This window comes from Agrococcus sp. GCM10030265 (assembly GCF_042666675.1).
GTDB lineage: Bacteria > Actinomycetota > Actinomycetes > Actinomycetales > Microbacteriaceae > Agrococcus.
In genome coordinates this window covers 1-19,315 of the sequence record NZ_JBHTCZ010000004.1, presented here as the reverse complement: position 1 = coordinate 19,315, position 19,315 = coordinate 1, and the positions used below count along the sequence as shown (strand labels likewise).

Genomic DNA, 19,315 nt, shown 5'->3' with positions numbered 1-19,315 from the left:
CGCGGGGTGGTGACCGCACGTCACGGTGCGCGCGACGCCCGGCGCCATGCGAGCGCCGCGAGCACGCACGTCCACACGACGACGACGCACGGCACGAGCCATGCATCCGACGTCGACGCCGGAGCGATCACCACGCGTTCGCCACCTGCCGCGAGCTCGCCCAGCATGCGCAGCGCCGTCGTCGGCAGGAGGCGCTGCACCCCGCTCGCGCCCGCCGCCGCGAGCAGCCCGGAGACGACGGGCTCGACGGCGATCGGCACGACGAGCCCGCACGCTAGCGTCGCGAGCGTCGAGCCCGTGAGCGTCGCGACGCATGCGAGCCACGCCGACCACACGACCATGAGCCCCACGTGCGCCGCGACGACGGCGGGGACCGCGTGCATCGGTGCCGCCGCGACCCCCGTGACGATCGCGAGCGCGGCCGACGCCGAGCCGAGCGCGACGGCGGCGGCGAGGGCCGCCTGCACCGCGGCCACGATCGCCAGGCGACGGCGCCCGCCGAGCTGCATCCAGGCGAGCGTCGCCGTGCCGTGCCGGTGGTCGCCTCCGACGAGGAGCGCGACGACGACGGCGATCGCCACCTGCGCCGCCGAGCCGCGATGCACCGCCACGACCGCCGCCTCGGCGGGGCCGGGGCGCAGCGCGTCGACGAGCAGCGCCACGGTCGCCGCGCTCGCGACGGTCGCGAGGATGGCGGTGAGCGCGATCCCGACGAGACGTCGCGTGCCGCGGATGCGGAGCATCTCGGCACGCAGCGCGTCGCGCGTCGACGGTCGGTGGATGCCGCGCCTCATGCGCGCCCGATCGCCGCGACGAACGCGTCGCTGAGCGTCGGCGCCGTCGTCGTCAGCTCGACGACGAGCAGGCCGAGCCGCAGCGCGAGCCGCGCGACGTCCTCGGCCGACGCCCCCGTGACCACGAGCCCGTCGTCGGCCACGGCGAGGGCGCTCGCCCCCGTGGCCTCGAGCGCGACGCGCAGCGCCTCCGCATCCGGCGAGCGCACCACGACGTGCGTGCCCGCGCGAGCGAGCAGCGACCGGGTCGGCCCCGCGAAGCGCACGCGGCCGCCGTCGAGCACGACGACGTCGTCGAGCACCGACGCGATCTCGTCGAGGCCGTGCGCCGACAGCAGCACGGCGCCACCGCGATCCGCGTGGTCGCGGACGAGCGCGCGCAGCCAGCGGCGGCCCGTGGGGTCGAGTCCGTCGAACGGCTCGTCGAGCACGAGCACGGCGGGCGAGCCCACCAACGCGCCGGCGAGCGAGAGCCGCTTGCGCATCCCGAGCGACAGGGATCGCACGCGCCTCTCCCGTCGCCCGCCGCCGCCGCCATCCCCGTCGTCCGACAGGCCGACCCGCTCGAGCACCGTCGGCACGCACCCCGTCGACAGGCCGGCGCGTGCAGCGAGCTGCTCGAGATGCTGCCGCGGCGTGTGCGCAGGGTCGGCGTGCAGCGCATCGAACGCGACGCCGAGGACGCGCGCGGGGTTCGCGAACCGCGCGGGATCGTCGCCGGCGACGCGCACCACGCCCTCGCCGGCGACGAGGCCCAGCATGCGCCGGATCGTCGTGCTCTTGCCCGCGCCGTTGACGCCCAGGAAGCCGGTGACGCCTCCCCACCGGACCGAGAACGAGACGCCGTCGAGCACCGTGCGCCCGCCGAGCCGCACGCGGAGGCCGTCGACCTCGATCGCCATCACCGCGCGGTCCCCATCGCGATGCGGTGCGCGCCGCCCGTCCACGCCCGGTCGCCGCCGTGGTCGACGAGCACGACCGAGCCCGCGCGCGCCCACGCGTCGATCTCCCCGTGCAGGATGCGCGCCGCCTCGTCGTCGAGTCCGAGGAACGGCTCGTCGAGCAGCATCAGCGCGCGCTGCGGCGTCGTGGCGAGCACCACCCAGGCGAGGCGTGCGAGGCCGGTCGACAGACGCTGCGTCGGCACGTCGACCCAGTCGAGGCTGCCGTGCGCACGCAGACGCGCGAGGTACGTCGACTCCGGCACGCGCGCATGCCGCGCGAAGAGGCGCACGTGCTGCCGCACGCTCGCGCCCTGCGCGAGCGCGACGCTCGTGCGGCACACCGAGCGGCGGCCGAGGCTCCGCGGATCCGCGGGATCGAGGTCGAGCACCCGCACGCTGCCGCGCACGGCGCGCAGGGTGCCCGCGCAGAGCTCGACGAACGCCGACTTGCCGCTGCCGTTGCGACCCTCGAGCAGGGTGACCCCGCGGGCGGGCACGGAGACGTCGGGCACGACGACGTCGCCGAACGGCGGCGCGAGGCGCACGCCCGTCGTCACGATGGCGGGCATCGGAGCCTCCAGCGGATGGCGACGACGAGGGCCGCCGTCATGGCCAGCGCCGAGCCCGCCGCCCACCATCCGGTGATGAGGGATGCGCAGGCGACGAGGGCCGCTGCGGCGAGGACGCGCGACGCGGGTGCCGCGAGCCGCACGGCGAGCAGCTCCGCGCCGACGCCGACGGTCGCGACGATGCCGCCGAGGGCGATCGCGTCGGCGACGGGTGCTCCCCATGCGAGCGCGGCGGCGACGGCGACGCCCGCGAGCGCCGCCCACGGCAGCATCGGACCGCGAGCGAGCGCGAGGGTCGCCGCGGCCGGCGCGGCGCCGGCGTCGACGAGCGCGACGACGCGGCGGATGCGCGGCACGACGTCTCGGTCGAGGAGCCGGTCGGAGGCGACGATCGTCGCGAGGCCGGCGGCCACGGCCCCGGAGGCGACGCCGTGCCCGGAGGCCTCCGACGCGACCTGCGCGAGCGCCGCGCGCAGCGCGTGCGCACCCGGCATGAGGCCGGCGGCCGCGACGGCGAGCCCGACCGCGAGCGCGACGACCTCGATGCGCTGCGACGAGCCCAGCACCGCGCTCGCCCGAGCGCGCCCCGCGCCGGACGTCGACGCGTGGCGAGCGAGCACGACGGCCGCGGCGAGCGCCGCGACGACGATCGCTCCGCACGCGAGCGCGACCATCGGATCCGCGTCGGCCGCGAGCCACGCGAGCGCGAGCGGGCCCGTGGCCGCGAGGAGCAGCCAGGCGTGCACGACGACGCCGAGCCGCGCCCCCGTGCGGCGCGGGACGCCGAGGGCCGATCGCAGCCCGTCGGGGCCCGCGAGCCGCGCGGCGAGCCCCGAGCCGCACGCGAGACGCACGACGCTCGTCGCGCAGACGATCGAGACCGCAGCGACGACGCCCGAGCGCGCGACCTGCTCCGGCACCCCTGCTGCGACGCCCACGCGCAGCCCGACGCCGATGACGACGCCGCCCGCGGCGCAGGCGATCGTCGCCCACGTCGCCACGGCGAGGGCCACCGCCCGCGCTCCGTCTCCCCCGAGCCGCCGCAGGACGGTGCGCAGCAGCAGGACGTCGATCGCCGTCACGAGCCGCGGAGGGCTCGGGTGGCTCACGCCTCCTCGTCGGCGAGCGATGGCGAGGCCAGGAGGTGGATGACGAGCACGACGGCCGTCACCGCCACGAGCGCGGCGGGCGCCAGCGGGCCGCCGTCGACGTCGAGTCCGAAGGCCACGGCACCCGCCGCACCGACGAGCGCGAACGCGATGGCGGCGACGGCTCGGACGCGCCACGGCCCGACGGTCGCGAGAACGAGCCCACCGACGCCTCCGACGGCGGACAGCAGCAGCACCGACGCTGCGGCGACGATGCGCAACGAGACCGACTCGTGGGCGAACGCGTCGCTCGCAGCCATGACGCAGGCCACGATCACCGCCACGAGCGCCACCGCCACCGCCCCGCCGCGCGACAGGGCACGCGAGACCGGTGCCCGCAGACCGAAGGGCCCCGGCTCGCTCACTGCAGCCACAGCAGCACCCCCGCCACGACGCCCACGCCGGCGGCCCGCACGTAGGCCGCGCGGCCCCTCGCCGCGGGGAACGCGAGCGGCGCGACCGCGCCGACGGCCACGATCACGAGCAGCACGGGCAGCGACTTGGCGACCGACGGGAGCGAGAGCACCACGGCGGCCAGCTGCAGCCCGATGCCGACGATCGCCACGACCGCGCCGCCGACCCCGATGCGCAGCCACGGCCGCGGCGCGTGCGCTGCCGGCCCGAGCCAGCGCTCGAGCAGGCCGACCGCGACGGCGATCGCGATGCTGACGACGACGAACAGTACGAGGGCCGTGATGGCGCCGACCCGCACGGACGCCGCGCCGAGCTCGGGGTCGCCCAGGTCGACGAGCAGCGCGCTCGTGCGCTCGGTGACGAGCAGCTCGAGCTGCGGCAGCCGCGCCACGATGAGCGCGGCGACGACGGCGAGGATGGCCGCCCACGCGGCGACGGACGTGCCGCGGCGCGGGTCGAGGCGAGGTGTCGTCGTCGTGGGCGACGGCGGCTGGATGGTCATGCGGTTCCCTTCAGTGCGGTGCGCTGGCGATGAGGATGGCCTCGACCGCCGCCGCGACGACGAGGCAGAGGAGCGCGACTGCGGCGAGCCGCGCGGCGAGGACGAGACCGCGCACGACGGCATCCCGCCACGAGCGGCGGTGCAGGAGCCCGAGCCGGTCGAGGACGACGGCCGCGAGCGGAGCGAGGCCCGCCGCTGCCGCGAGGACGATGCCGAGCAGCTCGAGCGGGGCGTAGGCGAGCACGCGCGCGGCGAGCTCGCCGGGCTCGATCGCGCCGAGCACCGCACGCATCCCCGCGCCCACCCCGAAGCCGACGACGGCTCCCCCGCCGAGCGTGGGGATGCCTGCGAGCGGCGCGCCGGCGACGAGCAGCGCGGCTGCGGAGAGGTTGCGAGCGAGGATCTCGCCGAAGGTGGTCGCGTCGGCGAGGTGGGTCGCGTCGAGGTCGCCGGCCGCGACGCCCACGGCGTTGTCGAGCGCGAGGCCGCCCGCCGCCGCGGCGGCGACGAGCGCTGCGGGCACGAGCGCGAGCGCCCCGAGCACGATCGACAGCCCGACGATGCGCCGGGATGCGGATCGCGACGTCTCGGACGCCCGCGCCCGCCGCATCAGGCGATCGCCAGGTTGCGGAGCTTGCGCTTCAGGTACCAGACGACCGTCGAGACGACGATGCCGACGACGCCGCCGCCGATGATCGCCGTGATGATCGCGACGGCCGCGCCGCCGAGCTCGATGGCCGCGACGATCTGCGACGCCGCTGCCGTGGAGACGCCGAAGCTGCCGACGAGCCAGGCGAGCGAGACGCCCGCCACGGCGAGCAGCCCAGCGCTCGCCGCGAGCGCGCCGCTCCACGCGAGCGCAGCCGTGCGCCCCTCTCCGCTGTCGCGCGTCGCGATCGCGCTCGTCACGATGGTGTCCTGCATGGTGGTTCCTCTTCCGTTGCGTGGCCGGTCGGCCGTGTCGGTGACGACGCATCCCACGAGGCGGAGCCCCGCGCAGGCGCACGCCGTCGATGCGCCTACGTCTGTCGGGACCCTGGGCCGGGCGGCTGCTCGCGCAGCCGCAGGGCGAGGGCTGCGGATGCGGCGGACAGGAACGCCGTCGACGGCAGGACGGCACCCGTCTCGACCGCGTCGAGATGCTCGGTGCCGACGCCCACCGCGTCGGCGAGCTCGTGCTGCGTCATGCCTGCCAGCTCTCGAAGCCTCCGCAGCGACGCCCCTACCCTGCTGTCCGTCACGTCGAAGAGCATCGCATGTCTTCGACTCCTGTGGATGAGTCGGCACCCTCCCTGTGGAGAACGAGGTGCGCGCCTATGCTCATGCAGGACCCCACACCCTGCCGGAGACCTACGACGTGAGCATCAACCTCAAGGGAGCGAGCGCCGACGACCGCGCCCGCTACGGAGCCCTCGTCCGTCCCGCGCGGCTCCGAGCGGGGATGTCGCAGCTCGAGCTCGCGAGGATCGCCGACGTCGACCGCACGACGGTCAGCAACGTCGAGCGCGGCGCCTTCGCGCCGCAGGCCGAGGTGCTGCGCCGACTGCTGCACGCGCTGGGGATCGCGACCGACGACCACCGCGGCGACGTCGAGGTCGAGCTGTGGTCGGCCATGATCGAGTCGCTGCTGCTCTCCGTGCCGCACGAGCGGCGTGCCGACGCCGCAGACGACGCGCTCGCCGCCATCGTCCGGCACGTGCGCGAGTCCGGCGCGTCGGTGGCATCGGCTACCGTGCCACGCATCGTCCACCCGATGCCGAGGGACCATGCCGACCAGCCGATCGCCGCGAAGCGCGGCACCGCCCGGCGCGAGCAGCGCCACGCAGACTGATCTCGAGCGCCTGGCGCGCCGCATGGGCGTGCGCATCCGCACGGCGCCGCTCGAACGCGGGCTCCTCGGGCTCTACGATGCGCGCAGGCACGCCATCGTGCTCGACGCGGGCCTCACCCCCGTCGAACGACGATGCGTGCTCGCGCACGAGCTGGGGCACGCGCACCACGGCCACCGCACCGGGTCGCCTGCGAACGAGCGCGTGGCCGACGCGTTCGCAGCCCGCCTGCTCGTCGACCCCGTCGCGCTGCGTGCAGCGACCCGCTGGACGCACGACCCGGCCGAGCTCGCAGACGAGCTCGACCTCACGGAGGACGTCGTCGTCGCCTACCTGACGCTCGTGGCGCCGCGGCCGTGACTCAGCGGTCGCGGATGGGTCGCGGCTCGATGCCGAACGCCGCGAGGCCCGCAGCCCCGCCGTCCTCGGCGGTCAGCACCCAGATGCCATCGGCGTGCACCGCCACCGAGTGCTCCCACTGGCACGCCTGGCTGCCGTCGACCGTGACGACCGACCAGCCGTCGTCGAGGATGCGCGTCGCCTGATCGCCGGCGACCACGATCGGCTCGATCGCGACGCACAGGCCCGGCTTGACCGCGGGCCCCATCTGGCGCGTGCGGTAGTTGAAGACCGGGGGCTCCTCATGCATGGCCCGGCCGATGCCGTGCCCGATCCAGTCGTCGCTGATCGAGAAGTCGCCTGCCGCCTCGATCGCATCCTCGACCGCAGCACCGACCTCGCCGAGCATGCGCGCCGACGCGAGCGCGGCGATGCCCGCCCACAGGCCGTCGTGCGTCGCCTGCGACAGACGCTCACGGACGCCCACGACATCGCCCGATCCGCCGGGGACCACGACCGAGAACGCGGCGTCGCCGTTCCAGCCGTCGACCATCGCGCCGCAGTCGATCGTCACGAGGTCGCCCGCCTCGATGGGGCGGTCGTCAGGGATGCCGTGCACGACGACGTCGTTCACGTTCGCGCAGATCGTGTGACGGTAGCCGGGCTCGAGCTGGAAGTTCGGGATGCCGCCGCCGGAGCGCACGACGTCCTCCGCGATCGCGTCGAGCTCGAGCGTCGTCACGCCGGGACGGATCGCAGCACGCACCGCCTCGAGCGCACGCCCCGTCAGGAGGCCGGGCGCCCGCATGGACGCCAGCTGCGACCGCGACTTGTAGATGCGCCGCATCGGCTGCGTCAGCGCACGGCGACGTCGCGCGTCGCCAGCGCCGCCAGGATCCGCTCGGTGACCTCGTCGATGTCGCCGAGGCCGTCGATCTCGACGACGACGCCGCGACCCGCGTAGGCGGCGAGGATCGGCTCGGTCTCGCGCTCGTACACCTCGAGGCGATGCCGCATCGCCTCGTCGGTGTCGTCGCTGCGCCCCTGCTCCGAGGCGCGCAGCCGCAGACGACGGATGACCTCGTCGTGGTCGGCCACGAGCCGCACCACGGCATCGAGCCCGCGTCCGCGGCGCTCGTTGATCGCATCGAGGAACGCGACCTGACCCTCGGTGCGCGGATACCCGTCGAGCAGGTAGCCCTCCTGCGCGTCCGCCTGCGCCAGACGATCCTCGACGAGGTCGTTGGTCAGCGAGTCGGGCACGTAGTCGCCGGCGTCGAGGATCGCGGTGACCTGCTTGCCGAGCTCGGTCTGCTCCTTGATGTTGGAGCGGAAGATGTCGCCCGTCGAGATGGTGGGGATGCCGAACCGCTCGGCGATGCGAGCGGCCTGCGTGCCCTTGCCCGCACCGGGAGGGCCGACGATGAGCAGCTGGGTCACGTGCGGATCAGTCCCTCGTAGTGGCGCTGCTGCAGCTGCGCGTCGATCTGGCGGACGGTCTCGAGGCCGACGCCGACGATGATGAGGATCGATGCGCCACCGAACGGGAAGTTCTGGTTCGCGCCGACCGTCGCCAGCGCGATGAGCGGGATGAGCGCCACGATGCCGAGGTAGATCGAGCCCGGGAACGTCACGCGCGTCAGCACGTAGTCGAGGTACTCGGCCGTCGGGCGACCCGCTCGGATGCCGGGGATGAAGCCGCCGTACTTCTTCATGTTCTCGGCGACGTCGTCCGGGTTGAACGTGATCGCGACGTAGAAGTACGTGAAGCCGATGATGAGCAGGAAGTACATCACCATGTACAGCGGGTGGTCGCCCGTCGTCAGGTTGTCGTTGATCCACTGCACCCACGGCGCGGGCTGCTCGCCCGCCGCCGGCGAGTTGAACGAGGCGATGAGCGCCGGGAAGTACAGCAGCGACGAGGCGAAGATGACCGGCACGACGCCCGCCATGTTGACCTTGATCGGGATGTACGTCGACTTGCCGCCGTACATGCGTCGACCGACCATGCGCTTCGCGTACTGCACGGGGATGCGTCGCTGCGACTGCTCGACGAACACGACCGCGCCCATGATGACGACGCCGACCGCGAGGACCGCGACGAGCATCTCGATGCCGTTCGTCTCGCCGATGAGGAACAGCGCCGACGGGAACGTCGCCGCGATCGACGTAAAGATGAGGAGCGACATGCCGTTGCCGATGCCGCGCTCGGTGATGAGCTCGCCCATCCACATGATGACGCCGGTGCCGGCCGTCATCGCGACGACCATGAGCACGATCGCCCACCAGGACTCGTTGGTCAGCAGGTTGGCGCAGGGACCGGACGGCGCGACGCCGCCCGCCGAGAACAGCTGACCCGAGCGCACGACGGCGATGAGGGTCGTCGACTGCAGCACGCCGAGACCGATGGTCAGGTAGCGCGTGTACTGCGTGAGCTTCGACTGACCCGACTGGCCCTCCTTGTAGAGGGCCTCGAAGCGAGGGATGACCACGCGCAGCAGCTGCACGATGATCGATGCCGTGATGTACGGCATGATGCCGAGCGCGAAGACGCTCAGCTGGAGCAGCGCGCCACCCGAGAAGAGGTTGACGAGCTGGTAGAGGCCCGACGTGTCCGCCGCGGCCGTGTCGAGGCACGCCTGGACGTTGCCGTAGTCGACGAACGGAGCAGGGATGAACGATCCCAGCCGGAACGCCGCCACGATGGCGAGCGTGAAGAGGATCTTCCGTCGCAGGTCGCGAGTCTTGAAGATCCTGCCGATTGCCTTGAACACGTGAGCCTTCCGGTGGACGCAGAAGAGGGATGGGGTGGCCACGAGGGCCACCCCATCCCGAATGCTTACTGGATGGAGCCGCCAGCGGCGACGATCTTCTGCTCCGCAGCAGCCGACACCTTGTCGACCGTCACGTTCAGCGTAGCCGTCAGCTCGCCGTCGCCGAGCACCTTCACGAGCTCGTTCTTGCGCACCGCACCCTTCGCCACGAGCGCTGCGACGGTCACGTCGCCACCCTCGGGGAAGAGGTCCTGGAGCTGGCCGACGTTCACGACCTGGTACTCCGTGCGGAACGGGTTCTTGAAGCCGCGCAGCTTCGGGGCGCGCATGACCGAGTTCAGCTGGCCACCCTCGAACCCGAGGCGCACGGTGTTGCGCGCCTTCGTGCCCTTGGTGCCGCGACCGGCCGTCTTGCCCTTCGAGCCCTCACCGCGACCCACGCGCTGACGGTCCTTCTTGGCACCGGGCGCGGGGCGAAGGTGGTGCACCTTCAGTGCGGGCAGCTGCTCGCCGTCCTTGTTCTTCTCGCTCATTCGTCGACCTCCTCGACGCGCACGAGGTGACGAACCACGTTCACGTAGCCACGGTTCTGCGCGTCGTTCTCACGCACGACCGTGTGGCCGATGCGCTTGAGACCGAGCGACCGCAGCGTCTCGCGCTGGTTCGGCTTCTCGCTGATCTTGGACTTGATCTGGGTCACCTTGAGCTTGCTCACGACGACACCTCCGCGATCTCTGCAGCGTGCTGCTTCGCCTCCGCCTCGGCACGACGCAGACGCGCCGGCACGACACGGTCGAGATCCAGGCCACGACGAGCTGCGACGGCGCGCGGCTCCTCGAGCTGCTGGAGGGCAGCGACCGTCGCGTGGACGATGTTGATGGTGTTCGACGAGCCGAGGGACTTCGACAGCACGTCGTGGATGCCCGCGCACTCGAGGACGGCACGCACGGGGCCGCCCGCGATGACGCCGGTACCGGCAGCGGCCGGACGGAGCAGGACCACGCCTGCAGCCGCCTCGCCCTGCACGGGGTGCGGGATCGTCGCCGCGACGCGGGGGACGCGGAAGAAGTTCTTCTTCGCCTCCTCGACGCCCTTCGAGATCGCCGTGGGGACCTCGCGCGCCTTGCCGTAGCCGACGCCGACCATGCCGTTGCCGTCGCCGACGACCACGAGGGCGGTGAAGCTGAAGCGACGACCACCCTTCACGACCTTCGACACGCGGTTGATGGTGACGACGCGCTCCAGGAACTGGCTGTCGTTGCCGCGGTCGCGCTGACCGCGCTCGCCGCGGGTGCCGCGGTCACGGCTGCCGCGACGCTGCTCGCGGGGCTCGCTGCGGGTGTCGGTGCCCTGCACCGTCTCCGCGGTGGCGGTGGTGTCGCTCACCTGCGTCTCCTTCGTCTCTTCGCTCACAGCTCCAGACCTGCCTCTCGTGCACCGTCCGCCACTGCTGCGACGCGACCTGCGTAGCGGTTGCCGCCGCGGTCGAAGACGACCTTCTCGACGCCCGCTGCCTTGGCGCGCTCGCCGACGAGCTCGCCGACCTTCTTCGCCTTGTCCGACTTGTCGCCGGTCAGGGCGCGGAGGTCAGCCTCCATCGTGGATGCGTAGGCCAGCGTGTGGCCCTGCGCGTCGTCGACGATCTGCACGAACAGGTGCCGTGCCGACCGGGTGACGACCAGGCGCGGCATGGTGGCCGAGCCGACGATCTTCTTGCGCAGCCGCGAGTGACGACGGCCGCGGGCAGCGGACTTGCTGGTGCCTCGGGTTCCGATTCCCATCACTTACCTGACTTTCCGGCCTTGCGGCGGATCTGCTCGCCCGCGTAGCGGACGCCCTTGCCCTTGTAGGGCTCGGGCTTGCGGAGCTTGCGGAGGTTGGCAGCCACCTCGCCGACGGCCTGCTTCGAGATGCCGGCGACGATGACCTTGTTGTTGCCCTCGACCGTGAACGTGATGCCCGCGGGGGGCTCGACGGCGATCGGGTGCGAGTAGCCGAGCGCGAACTCGATGCCCGAGCCCTTGGACGCGACGCGGTAGCCCGTGCCGACGACCTCGAGGGCCTTCGAGTAGCCGTCGGTCACGCCGACGATGTCGTTCGCGATGAGGGTGCGCGTCAGGCCGTGGAGCGAACGCGACTCGCGCTCGTCGTCCGGGCGCGTGACCTGCACCTGGCCGTCGGCGACCTCGACCTGGATGGGCTTCGCCACCACCAGGTTCAGCTCGCCCTTGGGGCCCTTGACGGTCACCGAGGCGCCGTCGACCTTGACCTCGACGCCCGAGGGGATGTCGATGGGGAGTCGTCCGATTCGAGACATGTCAGATCACCACACGTAGGCGAGGACTTCCCCACCCACGCCCTTCTGCTGGGCCTCACGGTCCGTGAGCAGGCCCGAGCTCGTCGAGAGGATCGCGACGCCGAGGCCGCCGAGCACCTGAGGGATCTCGGTCGACTTCGCGTACACGCGCAGGCCGGGCTTCGACACGCGCTTGATGCCGGCGATCGAACGCTGGCGCTCCGGGCCGTACTTCAGGCCGATGGTGAGGGTCTTGCCCACGCGGGCGTCCTCCACCTTCCAGTCCTGGATGAAGCCCTCGCGCTGCAGGATCTCGGCGATGTGCGTCTTGAGGTTCGACGACGGCAGCGAGACCTCGTCGTGGAACGCCGTGTTGGCGTTCCGCAGCCTCGTCAGCATGTCGGCGACCGGGTCGGTCATCGTCATGGATGTCTCCTTGTTCTGGTTTCCCCGCCCGTTCCACGGACGGCGACCTGGATACTGTCCCGGCGCCGGCGGCGCCAGGCTGGGGTCAGGACTGGAACGGGAAGCCGAGCGCCTTGAGCAGCGCGCGACCCTCGTCGTCCGACTTCGCGGTGGTCACGACGGTGATGTCGAAGCCACGCACGCGGTCGATGCGGTCCTGGTCGATCTCGTGGAACACCGACTGCTCCTGGAGACCGAACGTGTAGTTGCCGTTGCCGTCGAACTGCTTCGGGCTCAGGCCGCGGAAGTCGCGGATGCGGGGAAGCGCGAGCGTCAGCAGACGGTCGAGGAACTCCCACATGCGGTCGCCGCGCAGCGTCACGTGGGCGCCGATCGGCATGCCCTCGCGCAGCTTGAACTGCGCGATCGACTTGCGTGCCTTCGTGACCATCGGCTTCTGGCCGGTGATGGCCGTGAGGTCCTTCACGGCGCCGTCGATGACCTTCGAGTCACGGGCGGCGTCGCCGACGCCCGTGTTCACGACGATCTTCACGAGGCCGGGGACCTGCATGACGTTCGCGTACTCGAACTGCGAGCGCAGCTGGTCCACGATCTCCGCGCGGTACTGCGCCTTGAGGCGCGGCAGGCGCACTGCCGTGTCAGTCATTGCTCTTGATCTCCTTGCCCGAGCGCGTGCTCACACGCACCTTCGTCGTCACCTGGACGCCGTCCTTCTCGACCTTGGTGATCGAGGAGCGGACGCGCGTCGGCTTCTTGGTCTCCGGGTCGACGAGCGCGACGTTCGAGACGTGGATCGGGGCCTCGTGGGTCTCGATGCCACCCGTCTTCGTGCCGCGCTGCGTCTGGCCGACCTTCACGTGCTTCGTCACGAGGTTCACGCCCTCGACGATCACGCGGTCCTGCTCCTTGAGCACCTCGAGCACGCGACCGGTCTTGCCCCGGTCGCCGCCACGGCTCTCACGAGCGCCAGCGATCACCTGGACGGTGTCGCCCTTCTTGATGGTCGCCATCACAGCACCTCCGGCGCGAGCGAGACGATCTTCATGAATCGCTTGTCGCGCAGCTCACGGCCGACCGGACCGAAGATGCGGGTGCCACGAGGGTCACCATCGTTCTTCAGGATCACGGCGGCGTTCTCGTCGAACTTGATGTAGGAGCCGTCGGGACGACGCGTCTCCTTGACCGTGCGGACGATGACGGCCTTGACCACATCGCCCTTCTTCACGTTGCCACCCGGGATGGCGTCCTTGACCGTGGCGACGATCGTGTCGCCCAGGCCCGCGTAGCGGCGGCCGGAGCCACCGAGCACGCGGATGGTCAGGAGCTCCTTGGCGCCGGTGTTGTCGGCGACCTTGACTCGAGATTCCTGCTGCAGCATCTCTCTGTCTCCCCTGGCCTACTTGGCCTTCTCGAGGATCTCCACCAGACGCCAGCGCTTGGTGGCGCTCGTCGGGCGGGTCTCCGCGATCAGGACGCGGTCGCCGATGCCGGCGCTGTTCTGCTCGTCGTGGGCCTTGACCTTCGACGACGTGCGGATGACCTTGCCGTAGAGGGGGTGCTTCACGCGATCCTCGACCTCGACGACGATGGTCTTCTCCATCTTGTCGCTCACGACGAAACCCTGACGCGACTTGCGGTAGCCGCGCTGGATCGTCTGAGCTGCCTCTGCCTTGTCGGCCATCAGCTCTCCTCGACCTTCTCGGCCTCGGCGGCCTTCTTGGACTTCTTCTTCTCGGCGGGCTTCTCCACCGGCGCCGGCGAGGCGCTGATCCCGAGCTCGCGCTCGCGGATGACGGTGTAGAGGCGCGCGATGTCGCGCTTCACGGCACGCACGCGGCCGTGGCTCTCGAGCTGGCCGGTCGCTGCCTGGAAGCGCAGGTTGAACAGCTCCTCCTTGGCACGCTTCAGCTCGACGACGAGACGCTCGTCGTCGAACGTCGCGAGCTCGACGGGCATGAGCTCCTTCGTTCCGATCGCCATTATGCGTCAGCCTCCTCGCGGGTGATGATGCGTGCCTTGAGCGGCAGCTTGTGGATCGCGCGGGTCATGGCCTCGCGAGCCAGCTCCTCGTTGACGCCGGCGACCTCGAAGAGGACGCGGCCCGGCTTCACGTTGGCGACCCACCACTCGGGCGAGCCCTTGCCGGAGCCCATTCGGGTCTCGGCAGGCTTCTTCGTGAGCGGCCGGTCGGGGTAGATGTTGATCCACACCTTGCCACCACGCTTGATGTGACGCGTCATGGCGATACGAGCTGCCTCGATCTGACGGTTGGTCACGTACGCGGGCGTGAGGGCCTGGATGCCGAACTCGCCGAAGTTGACCTTCGTGCCGCCGGTTGCCTGGCCCGAGCGCTTCGGGTGGTGCTGCTTGCGGTGCTTGACGCGACGGGGGATCAGCATGATCAGCCCTCCGATCCGGCGTTCGAGGAGTCGCGGCGGGGGCCACGACGCTCGGGACGCTGCGACTTCTGGTTCGCCTGCTCGCGTGCGAGCTCGCGGTTGGTGATGTCGCCCTTGTAGATCCAGACCTTCACGCCGATGCGACCGAACGTCGTCCGGGCCTCGTAGAAGCCGTAGTCGATGTTGGCGCGGAGCGTGTGCAGGGGCACGCGGCCCTCGCGGTAGAACTCCGAGCGGCTCATCTCGGCGCCGCCGAGACGGCCCGACACCTGGATCCGGACGCCCTTGGCGCCGGCGCGCTGCGCACCCTGCAGGCCCTTGCGCATCGCACGGCGGAACGCGACGCGAGCGCTGAGCTGCTCCGCGATCCCCTGGGCGACGAGCTGCGCCTCGGCCTCGGGGTTCTTGACCTCGAGGATGTTCAGCTGGATCTGCTTGCCCGTGAGCTTCTCGAGCTCGGCGCGGATGCGCTCGGCCTCGGCGCCACGACGACCGATCACGATGCCCGGACGGGCGGTGTGGATGTCGACGCGGACGCGGTCGCGGGTGCGCTCGATCTCGATGCGGGCGACGCCTGCACGGTCGAGGCTCTTCTTGAGCATCTCGCGGATCTTGACGTCCTCGGCCACGTAGTCGGCGTAGCGCTGACCCGGCTTCGAGGAGTCGGCGAACCAACGCGACACGTGATCGGTGGTGATGCCGAGGCGGAACCCGTACGGGTTGACCTTCTGTCCCATTGCTTCCTAGACCTCCGTCTCGGGCGTGGCCAGCACGACGGTGATGTGGCTCGTGCGCTTGTTGATGCGGAAGGCACGACCCTGCGCACGCGGACGGAACCGCTTGAGCGTGGTGCCCTCGTCGACGAATGCGCGGGACACGTACAGGTCCTGCTCGTCGAGGTACTCGTTCTGCGCGTCGGCCTTCACGCGAGCGTTGGCCACCGCGGAGGCGACGAGCTTGCGCACGGGCTCAGCGGCGCCCTGCGGCGCGAACTTGAGGATGGCCATGGCCTCCTCGGCCTGCTTGCCGCGGATGAGGTCCACGACGCGTCGGGCCTTCTGCGGGGTGATGCGGATGTGCCGCACCCGAGCGATCGACTCGATCATCTCTTCCTCCTGTCAGCGTCGCCGCGTCAGCGGCGACGGCCCTTCTTGTCGTCCTTCACGTGGCCGCGGAAGGTGCGAGTCGGCGCGAACTCGCCGAGCTTGTGACCGACCATCGACTCCGTGACGAACACGGGGATGTGCTTGCGACCGTCGTGGACGGCGATGGTGTGACCGAGCATCGCGGGCACGATCATCGAGCGGCGCGACCAGGTACGGATGACGTTCTTGCTGCCGGCCTCGTTCTGACGGACCACCTTCTGGAACAGGTGGTCGTCGACGAACGGGCCCTTCTTGAGGCTGCGAGGCATCTTGGGTTACTTCCGCTTCTTGTTCGTGGACCGGCGACGGACGATGAGCTTGTCGCTCTCCTTGTTGGGGCGACGCGTGCGGCCCTCCGGCTTGCCCCACGGGCTCACCGGGTGACGGCCACCGCTCGTCTTGCCCTCGCCACCACCGTGCGGGTGGTCGACCGGGTTCATCGCGACGCCACGGACGGTCGGGCGGACGCCCTTCCAGCGGCTGCGGCCGGCCTTGCCCCAGTTGATGTTCGACTGCTCGGCGTTGCCGACCTCGCCGACCGTCGCGCGGCAGCGCGCGTCGACGTTGCGGATCTCGCCCGACGGCAGACGGAGCTGCGCGTAGGGGCCGTCCTTCGCGACGAGACGCACCGAGGCGCCCGCCGAGCGAGCCAGCTTCGCGCCGCCACCCGGGCGGAGCTCGATGGCGTGCACGACCGTACCCGTCGGGATGTTGCGCAGCGGCAGGTTGTTGCCCGGCTTGATGTCGGCGCCCGCGCCCGACTCCACCACGTCGCCCTGCGAGAGCTTGTTGGGAGCGATGATGTAGCGCTTCGTGCCGTCCGCGAAGTGCAGCAGCGCGATGCGCGCCGTGCGGTTCGGGTCGTACTCGATGTGCGCGACGCGAGCGTCGATGCCGTCCTTGTCGTGACGACGGAAGTCGATCACGCGGTACTGGCGCTTGTGGCCACCACCGATGTGGCGGGTCGTGATGCGACCCGTGTTGTTGCGGCCGCCCGTCTTGGGCAGCGGGCGGAGCAGCGACTTCTCGGGGGTCGAGCGCGTGATCTCCGCGAAGTCGGCGACCGACGAGCCACGACGACCCGGGGTCGTCGGCTTGTACTTGCGAATAGCCATGTGTCTAGTCCTCTAGTCCTCAGCCGACAGCCGTGAAGATGTCGATCGAGCCGGCACGCAGCGTGACGATGGCACGCTTCGTGTCCTTGCGCTTGCCGAGCCCGAACTTCGTGCGGCGGGTCTTGCCCTGACGGTTGAGCGTGTTCACGCGCTCCACCTTGACGCCGAAGATCTTCTCGATCGCGAGACGGATCTCGGTCTTCGAGGCGCGCGGGTCGACCTCGAACGTGTAGCTGCCGCGGTCGATGAGCGAGTAGCTCTTCTCCGAGACGATCGGGCGCAGGATGATGTCGCGCGGGTCCTTCTGGATGCTCATCGGTCCTACTTCTCCTCTGCCTCGGCGGCGTCGGCCTTGGCAGCCTTGGCCTTCGGAGCCTTCTTCGCGGCCTCGACCTCGACGGCCTCGCCCGTGCGAGCCTCGACGAACGCCTGGTAGGCCGTCCTCGAGAAGACGATGTCGTCGCTGACGAGCACGTCGTACGCGTTGAGCTGGTCCCACGTGAGCACGTGGACGTTGTCGAGGTTGCGCACCGACAGCCACGACGACTCCTCGTCGCGGTGCAGCACCACGAGCACGTTCCGCGACGTCGCGACCGACGCGAGCAGCGCGACGGCCGTCTTCGTCGAGGGCGCACCGTCCGCGAGGAACGACTCCACCACGTGGAGACGGCCGCCGCGGGCGCGGTCCGAGAGCGCACCGCGGAGCGCGGCGGCGATCATCTTCTTGGGGGTGCGCTGCGAGTAGTCGCGGGGCGTCGGGCCGTGCACGACGCCACCACCACGGTGCTCGGGCTGGCGGATCGAGCCCTGGCGCGAACGGCCGGTGCCCTTCTGCTTGAACGGCTTGCGACCGGCGCCGGAGACCTCGCCGCGGTTCTTCGTCTTGTGCGTGCCCTGGCGTGCGGCAGCGAGCTGCGCGACCACGACCTGGTGGATCAGGGGCACGTTCGTCTGGACGTCGAAGAGCGACTCGGGCAGCTCGAGCGAGCCGGCCTTCGCGCCCTTGGCGTCGAGGACGTCGACCTTGTTCGCCATGGTCAGGCTCCCTTCACGGCGTTGCGGACGAACACGATGCGGCCGCGAGCACCGGGGACGGCGCCCTTGACGAGCAGCAGACCCTTCTCGAGGTCGACGGAGTGCACCGTGAGGTTCTGGACGGTGACGCGGTCGCCACCCATGCGGCCGGCCATGCGCATGCCGCGGAAGACGCGCGACGGCGTCGACGAGGCACCGATGGAGCCGGGCTTGCGGTGGTTGCGGTGCGCACCGTGCGACGCGGAGACGCCCGCGAAGTTGTGGCGCTTCATGACGCCGGCGAAGCCCTTGCCCTTCGAGGTGCCGACGACGTCGACCTTCTGGCCGGCCGAGAACACGTCGACCGCGATCTCCTGGCCGAGCTCGTACTCGGACGCGTTGGCGGTGCGGACCTCGGTGAGGTGGCGGCGAGGCGTCGTGCCTGCAGCCTTGAAGTGACCGGCCTTGGGCTGGTTCACCTTGCGGGGGTCGATCTGGCCGAACGCGATCTGGATCGCGTCGTAGCCGTCACGCTCGGGCGTGCGGATCTGCGTGACCACGTTGGGCGTGATCTCCACGACGGTGACGGGGACGAGCTTGTTCTGCTCATCCCACACCTGCGTCATGCCGAGCTTCCGGCCCAGCAGACCCTGAGTCGTTGCGAGGGTGGACATGCGGTTCCTTAGAGCTTGATCTCGATGTTGACGTCGGCAGGGAGGTCGAGGCGCATGAGCGAGTCGACCGCCTTCGGCGTCGGGTCGACGATGTCGATGAGGCGCTTGTGCGTGCGCTTCTCGAAGTGCTCGCGGCTGTCCTTGTACTTGTGGGGCGAGCGGATGACCGCCACCACGTTCTTCTCGGTCGGCAGCGGCACAGGGCCCACCACCGTCGCGCCCGCACGGGTCACGGTGTCGACGATCTTCCGCGCCGACGAGTCGATGACCTCGTGGTCGTACGACTTCAGTCGGATGCGGATCTTCTGTCCCGCCATGGCTTCCTTCTCTCATCGACGCACGGACCGTGACCGGCCCGCGCATTTGAGCACTGCTGTGCGCCCTGTTCTTCTGTCAACGCCCCGAGGGGCATGCCGATCCTCCGCAGGACATGCCTGCAGGAGCTTCGGCGAAGTGATGTCGATCTGCTCGCGGCCCAGGAGACATGTCCTGTGCACAGCCGAGCAGTGAGCCGCGATCGCGGCGTCTGCAACCTGACGATTCTCGCACGGAGGCGGGAGGGCGTGCAACCCGGGCGTGTCGCATCGTCCGCACGTGGGGCGCGTCGCTCGGGGAGCTCGTGACTCGGGCCCTGGGGCGGACGATGTGCGTGGGCGTCGCGCGCTGCCACCAGCGTCCCCTGTCGTCGATCGTGCCATGGGTTCCTGTGCGCGCGACGCGCATCGTCGTGCGCGTCGTTCGGGGATCGCGTGGTCGCTCGGTGAGCGCGTCGTTCGGGGATCGCGTGGGTCGCTCGGTGAGCGCGTCGTTCGGGGATCGCGTGGGTTGCTCGGGGAGCGCGTCGCTGGGGTCGACGCCATGCGCGTCGCTTCGCTTCGCGCGGGAGCCGTCGCTGGAGGGTTCGGCGTGAGGGTGGGGAATGGGGGGAGGGAG

The 19,315-nt window shown here is 71.0% G+C and carries 34 protein-coding genes; 2 read left to right on the top strand and 32 right to left on the bottom strand.

Translation table 11 applies throughout. The features are described from left to right. Positions 1 to 20: 20 nt before the first annotated feature. From ACFQPP_RS11825 to ACFQPP_RS11785, 9 genes are all read right to left on the bottom strand, one after another. Entirely contained in the window at positions 21 to 794 is a 774-nt protein-coding gene (locus ACFQPP_RS11825) for a hypothetical protein (protein WP_376916842.1), read from the bottom strand. Further along, positions 791 to 1,696, bottom strand: a complete 906-nt coding sequence (locus tag ACFQPP_RS11820) for an ABC transporter ATP-binding protein (RefSeq protein WP_376916841.1) — start codon at positions 1,694 to 1,696, stop codon at positions 791 to 793. Before ACFQPP_RS11820 ends, ACFQPP_RS11825 begins: the two co-directional genes overlap by 4 nt. Continuing rightward, on the bottom strand, positions 1,696 to 2,307 hold the full coding sequence (locus ACFQPP_RS11815) for an ATP-binding cassette domain-containing protein (RefSeq protein ID WP_376916840.1): 612 nt from the start codon (positions 2,305 to 2,307) through the stop codon (positions 1,696 to 1,698). Before ACFQPP_RS11815 ends, ACFQPP_RS11820 begins: the two co-directional genes overlap by 1 nt. After that, positions 2,292 to 3,416 (bottom strand): hypothetical protein, encoded by a 1,125-nt coding sequence (locus ACFQPP_RS11810; protein WP_376916839.1) that lies wholly within the window; start codon positions 3,414 to 3,416, stop codon positions 2,292 to 2,294. The genes ACFQPP_RS11815 and ACFQPP_RS11810 overlap by 16 nt, the downstream gene beginning before the upstream one ends. Next, positions 3,413 to 3,820: a hypothetical protein gene (locus tag ACFQPP_RS11805; RefSeq protein ID WP_376916838.1), complete on the bottom strand. Its 408-nt coding sequence runs from the start codon at positions 3,818 to 3,820 to the stop codon at positions 3,413 to 3,415. The genes ACFQPP_RS11810 and ACFQPP_RS11805 overlap by 4 nt, the downstream gene beginning before the upstream one ends. Beyond that, the gene (locus ACFQPP_RS11800; RefSeq protein WP_376916837.1) at positions 3,817 to 4,371 is read right to left on the bottom strand and encodes a hypothetical protein; all 555 of its coding nucleotides are present in this window, start codon (positions 4,369 to 4,371) and stop codon (positions 3,817 to 3,819) included. The genes ACFQPP_RS11805 and ACFQPP_RS11800 overlap by 4 nt, the downstream gene beginning before the upstream one ends. Positions 4,372 to 4,381: 10 nt before the next feature. Further along, complete coding sequence (locus ACFQPP_RS11795; protein ID WP_376916836.1) at positions 4,382 to 4,981, bottom strand: stage II sporulation protein M; 600 nt, start codon at positions 4,979 to 4,981, stop codon at positions 4,382 to 4,384. After that, the gene (locus tag ACFQPP_RS11790; RefSeq protein ID WP_376916835.1) at positions 4,981 to 5,295 is read right to left on the bottom strand and encodes an uberolysin/carnocyclin family circular bacteriocin; all 315 of its coding nucleotides are present in this window, start codon (positions 5,293 to 5,295) and stop codon (positions 4,981 to 4,983) included. Before ACFQPP_RS11790 ends, ACFQPP_RS11795 begins: the two co-directional genes overlap by 1 nt. Positions 5,296 to 5,390: 95 nt before the next feature. Then, the gene (locus tag ACFQPP_RS11785; RefSeq protein ID WP_376916834.1) at positions 5,391 to 5,624 is read right to left on the bottom strand and encodes a helix-turn-helix transcriptional regulator; all 234 of its coding nucleotides are present in this window, start codon (positions 5,622 to 5,624) and stop codon (positions 5,391 to 5,393) included. Between the two features lie 104 nt (positions 5,625 to 5,728). On the opposite strand from ACFQPP_RS11785, the gene ACFQPP_RS11780 reads away from it, so the two are divergent. Further along, positions 5,729 to 6,202: a helix-turn-helix domain-containing protein gene (locus tag ACFQPP_RS11780; protein WP_376916833.1), complete on the top strand. Its 474-nt coding sequence runs from the start codon at positions 5,729 to 5,731 to the stop codon at positions 6,200 to 6,202. Positions 6,203 to 6,224: 22 nt separating this feature from the next. Further along, positions 6,225 to 6,560, top strand: coding sequence for an ImmA/IrrE family metallo-endopeptidase (locus tag ACFQPP_RS11775; protein WP_376916832.1), 336 nt, complete (start codon positions 6,225 to 6,227; stop codon positions 6,558 to 6,560). Position 6,561: 1 nt separating this feature from the next. Here the strand turns inward: ACFQPP_RS11775 and map are convergent, their stop codons facing one another. From map to rpsJ, 23 genes are all read right to left on the bottom strand, one after another. After that, positions 6,562 to 7,386 (bottom strand): type I methionyl aminopeptidase, encoded by an 825-nt coding sequence (gene map / locus ACFQPP_RS11770; RefSeq protein ID WP_376916831.1) that lies wholly within the window; start codon positions 7,384 to 7,386, stop codon positions 6,562 to 6,564. 8 nt (positions 7,387 to 7,394) lie between these two features. Then, positions 7,395 to 7,979 (bottom strand): adenylate kinase, encoded by a 585-nt coding sequence (locus ACFQPP_RS11765; RefSeq protein ID WP_376916830.1) that lies wholly within the window; start codon positions 7,977 to 7,979, stop codon positions 7,395 to 7,397. Then, positions 7,976 to 9,313: a preprotein translocase subunit SecY gene (gene secY, locus ACFQPP_RS11760; protein ID WP_376916829.1), complete on the bottom strand. Its 1,338-nt coding sequence runs from the start codon at positions 9,311 to 9,313 to the stop codon at positions 7,976 to 7,978. The genes ACFQPP_RS11765 and secY overlap by 4 nt, the downstream gene beginning before the upstream one ends. A 65-nt stretch (positions 9,314 to 9,378) precedes the next feature. Continuing rightward, positions 9,379 to 9,846 (bottom strand): 50S ribosomal protein L15, encoded by a 468-nt coding sequence (gene rplO / locus ACFQPP_RS11755; RefSeq protein WP_376916828.1) that lies wholly within the window; start codon positions 9,844 to 9,846, stop codon positions 9,379 to 9,381. Then, a complete protein-coding gene (rpmD, locus tag ACFQPP_RS11750; protein ID WP_144719925.1) occupies positions 9,843 to 10,028 on the bottom strand; it encodes a 50S ribosomal protein L30 in 186 nt (61 codons plus the stop codon). The genes rplO and rpmD overlap by 4 nt, the downstream gene beginning before the upstream one ends. Then, positions 10,025 to 10,699 carry a 30S ribosomal protein S5 gene (gene rpsE, locus ACFQPP_RS11745; RefSeq protein ID WP_376916827.1) on the bottom strand — a complete coding sequence of 225 codons (675 nt, stop codon included), beginning with the start codon at positions 10,697 to 10,699 and terminating at the stop codon, positions 10,025 to 10,027. The genes rpmD and rpsE overlap by 4 nt, the downstream gene beginning before the upstream one ends. Positions 10,700 to 10,722: 23 nt before the next feature. Continuing rightward, the gene (rplR, locus tag ACFQPP_RS11740) at positions 10,723 to 11,094 is read right to left on the bottom strand and encodes a 50S ribosomal protein L18 (protein ID WP_376916826.1); all 372 of its coding nucleotides are present in this window, start codon (positions 11,092 to 11,094) and stop codon (positions 10,723 to 10,725) included. Continuing rightward, positions 11,094 to 11,630, bottom strand: a complete 537-nt coding sequence (gene rplF / locus ACFQPP_RS11735; RefSeq protein WP_376916825.1) for a 50S ribosomal protein L6 — start codon at positions 11,628 to 11,630, stop codon at positions 11,094 to 11,096. The genes rplR and rplF overlap by 1 nt, the downstream gene beginning before the upstream one ends. 6 nt (positions 11,631 to 11,636) lie before the next feature. Next, complete coding sequence (rpsH, locus tag ACFQPP_RS11730; RefSeq protein WP_376916824.1) at positions 11,637 to 12,035, bottom strand: 30S ribosomal protein S8; 399 nt, start codon at positions 12,033 to 12,035, stop codon at positions 11,637 to 11,639. Between the two features lie 85 nt (positions 12,036 to 12,120). Continuing rightward, positions 12,121 to 12,681 carry a 50S ribosomal protein L5 gene (rplE, locus tag ACFQPP_RS11725; RefSeq protein ID WP_376916823.1) on the bottom strand — a complete coding sequence of 187 codons (561 nt, stop codon included), beginning with the start codon at positions 12,679 to 12,681 and terminating at the stop codon, positions 12,121 to 12,123. Further along, positions 12,674 to 13,045: a 50S ribosomal protein L24 gene (gene rplX / locus ACFQPP_RS11720; protein ID WP_376916822.1), complete on the bottom strand. Its 372-nt coding sequence runs from the start codon at positions 13,043 to 13,045 to the stop codon at positions 12,674 to 12,676. Before rplX ends, rplE begins: the two co-directional genes overlap by 8 nt. Continuing rightward, a complete protein-coding gene (gene rplN, locus ACFQPP_RS11715; protein ID WP_092503011.1) occupies positions 13,045 to 13,413 on the bottom strand; it encodes a 50S ribosomal protein L14 in 369 nt (122 codons plus the stop codon). The genes rplX and rplN overlap by 1 nt, the downstream gene beginning before the upstream one ends. An 18-nt stretch (positions 13,414 to 13,431) precedes the next feature. Then, complete coding sequence (gene rpsQ / locus ACFQPP_RS11710) at positions 13,432 to 13,716, bottom strand: 30S ribosomal protein S17 (protein ID WP_376916821.1); 285 nt, start codon at positions 13,714 to 13,716, stop codon at positions 13,432 to 13,434. Further along, complete coding sequence (gene rpmC / locus ACFQPP_RS11705; RefSeq protein WP_376916820.1) at positions 13,716 to 14,015, bottom strand: 50S ribosomal protein L29; 300 nt, start codon at positions 14,013 to 14,015, stop codon at positions 13,716 to 13,718. The genes rpsQ and rpmC overlap by 1 nt, the downstream gene beginning before the upstream one ends. Next, positions 14,015 to 14,434 carry a 50S ribosomal protein L16 gene (rplP, locus tag ACFQPP_RS11700; RefSeq protein ID WP_376916819.1) on the bottom strand — a complete coding sequence of 140 codons (420 nt, stop codon included), beginning with the start codon at positions 14,432 to 14,434 and terminating at the stop codon, positions 14,015 to 14,017. The genes rpmC and rplP overlap by 1 nt, the downstream gene beginning before the upstream one ends. Positions 14,435 to 14,436: 2 nt before the next feature. Further along, positions 14,437 to 15,171: a 30S ribosomal protein S3 gene (gene rpsC / locus ACFQPP_RS11695; RefSeq protein WP_376916818.1), complete on the bottom strand. Its 735-nt coding sequence runs from the start codon at positions 15,169 to 15,171 to the stop codon at positions 14,437 to 14,439. A gap of 6 nt (positions 15,172 to 15,177) precedes the next feature. Beyond that, positions 15,178 to 15,540, bottom strand: coding sequence for a 50S ribosomal protein L22 (gene rplV / locus ACFQPP_RS11690; protein WP_376916817.1), 363 nt, complete (start codon positions 15,538 to 15,540; stop codon positions 15,178 to 15,180). Positions 15,541 to 15,566: 26 nt separating this feature from the next. Then, on the bottom strand, positions 15,567 to 15,848 hold the full coding sequence (gene rpsS, locus ACFQPP_RS11685) for a 30S ribosomal protein S19 (protein ID WP_092503023.1): 282 nt from the start codon (positions 15,846 to 15,848) through the stop codon (positions 15,567 to 15,569). Positions 15,849 to 15,854: 6 nt separating this feature from the next. Continuing rightward, positions 15,855 to 16,694 (bottom strand): 50S ribosomal protein L2, encoded by an 840-nt coding sequence (gene rplB / locus ACFQPP_RS11680; RefSeq protein WP_376916816.1) that lies wholly within the window; start codon positions 16,692 to 16,694, stop codon positions 15,855 to 15,857. Between the two features lie 19 nt (positions 16,695 to 16,713). Next, on the bottom strand, positions 16,714 to 17,010 hold the full coding sequence (gene rplW, locus ACFQPP_RS11675) for a 50S ribosomal protein L23 (RefSeq protein ID WP_376916815.1): 297 nt from the start codon (positions 17,008 to 17,010) through the stop codon (positions 16,714 to 16,716). A gap of 5 nt (positions 17,011 to 17,015) precedes the next feature. Continuing rightward, positions 17,016 to 17,729 carry a 50S ribosomal protein L4 gene (gene rplD / locus ACFQPP_RS11670; RefSeq protein ID WP_376916814.1) on the bottom strand — a complete coding sequence of 238 codons (714 nt, stop codon included), beginning with the start codon at positions 17,727 to 17,729 and terminating at the stop codon, positions 17,016 to 17,018. Between the two features lie 2 nt (positions 17,730 to 17,731). Further along, positions 17,732 to 18,382, bottom strand: a complete 651-nt coding sequence (gene rplC / locus ACFQPP_RS11665; RefSeq protein WP_376916813.1) for a 50S ribosomal protein L3 — start codon at positions 18,380 to 18,382, stop codon at positions 17,732 to 17,734. Positions 18,383 to 18,390: 8 nt separating this feature from the next. Further along, the gene (gene rpsJ / locus ACFQPP_RS11660; protein ID WP_092503033.1) at positions 18,391 to 18,699 is read right to left on the bottom strand and encodes a 30S ribosomal protein S10; all 309 of its coding nucleotides are present in this window, start codon (positions 18,697 to 18,699) and stop codon (positions 18,391 to 18,393) included. Positions 18,700 to 19,315 lie beyond the last annotated feature (616 nt).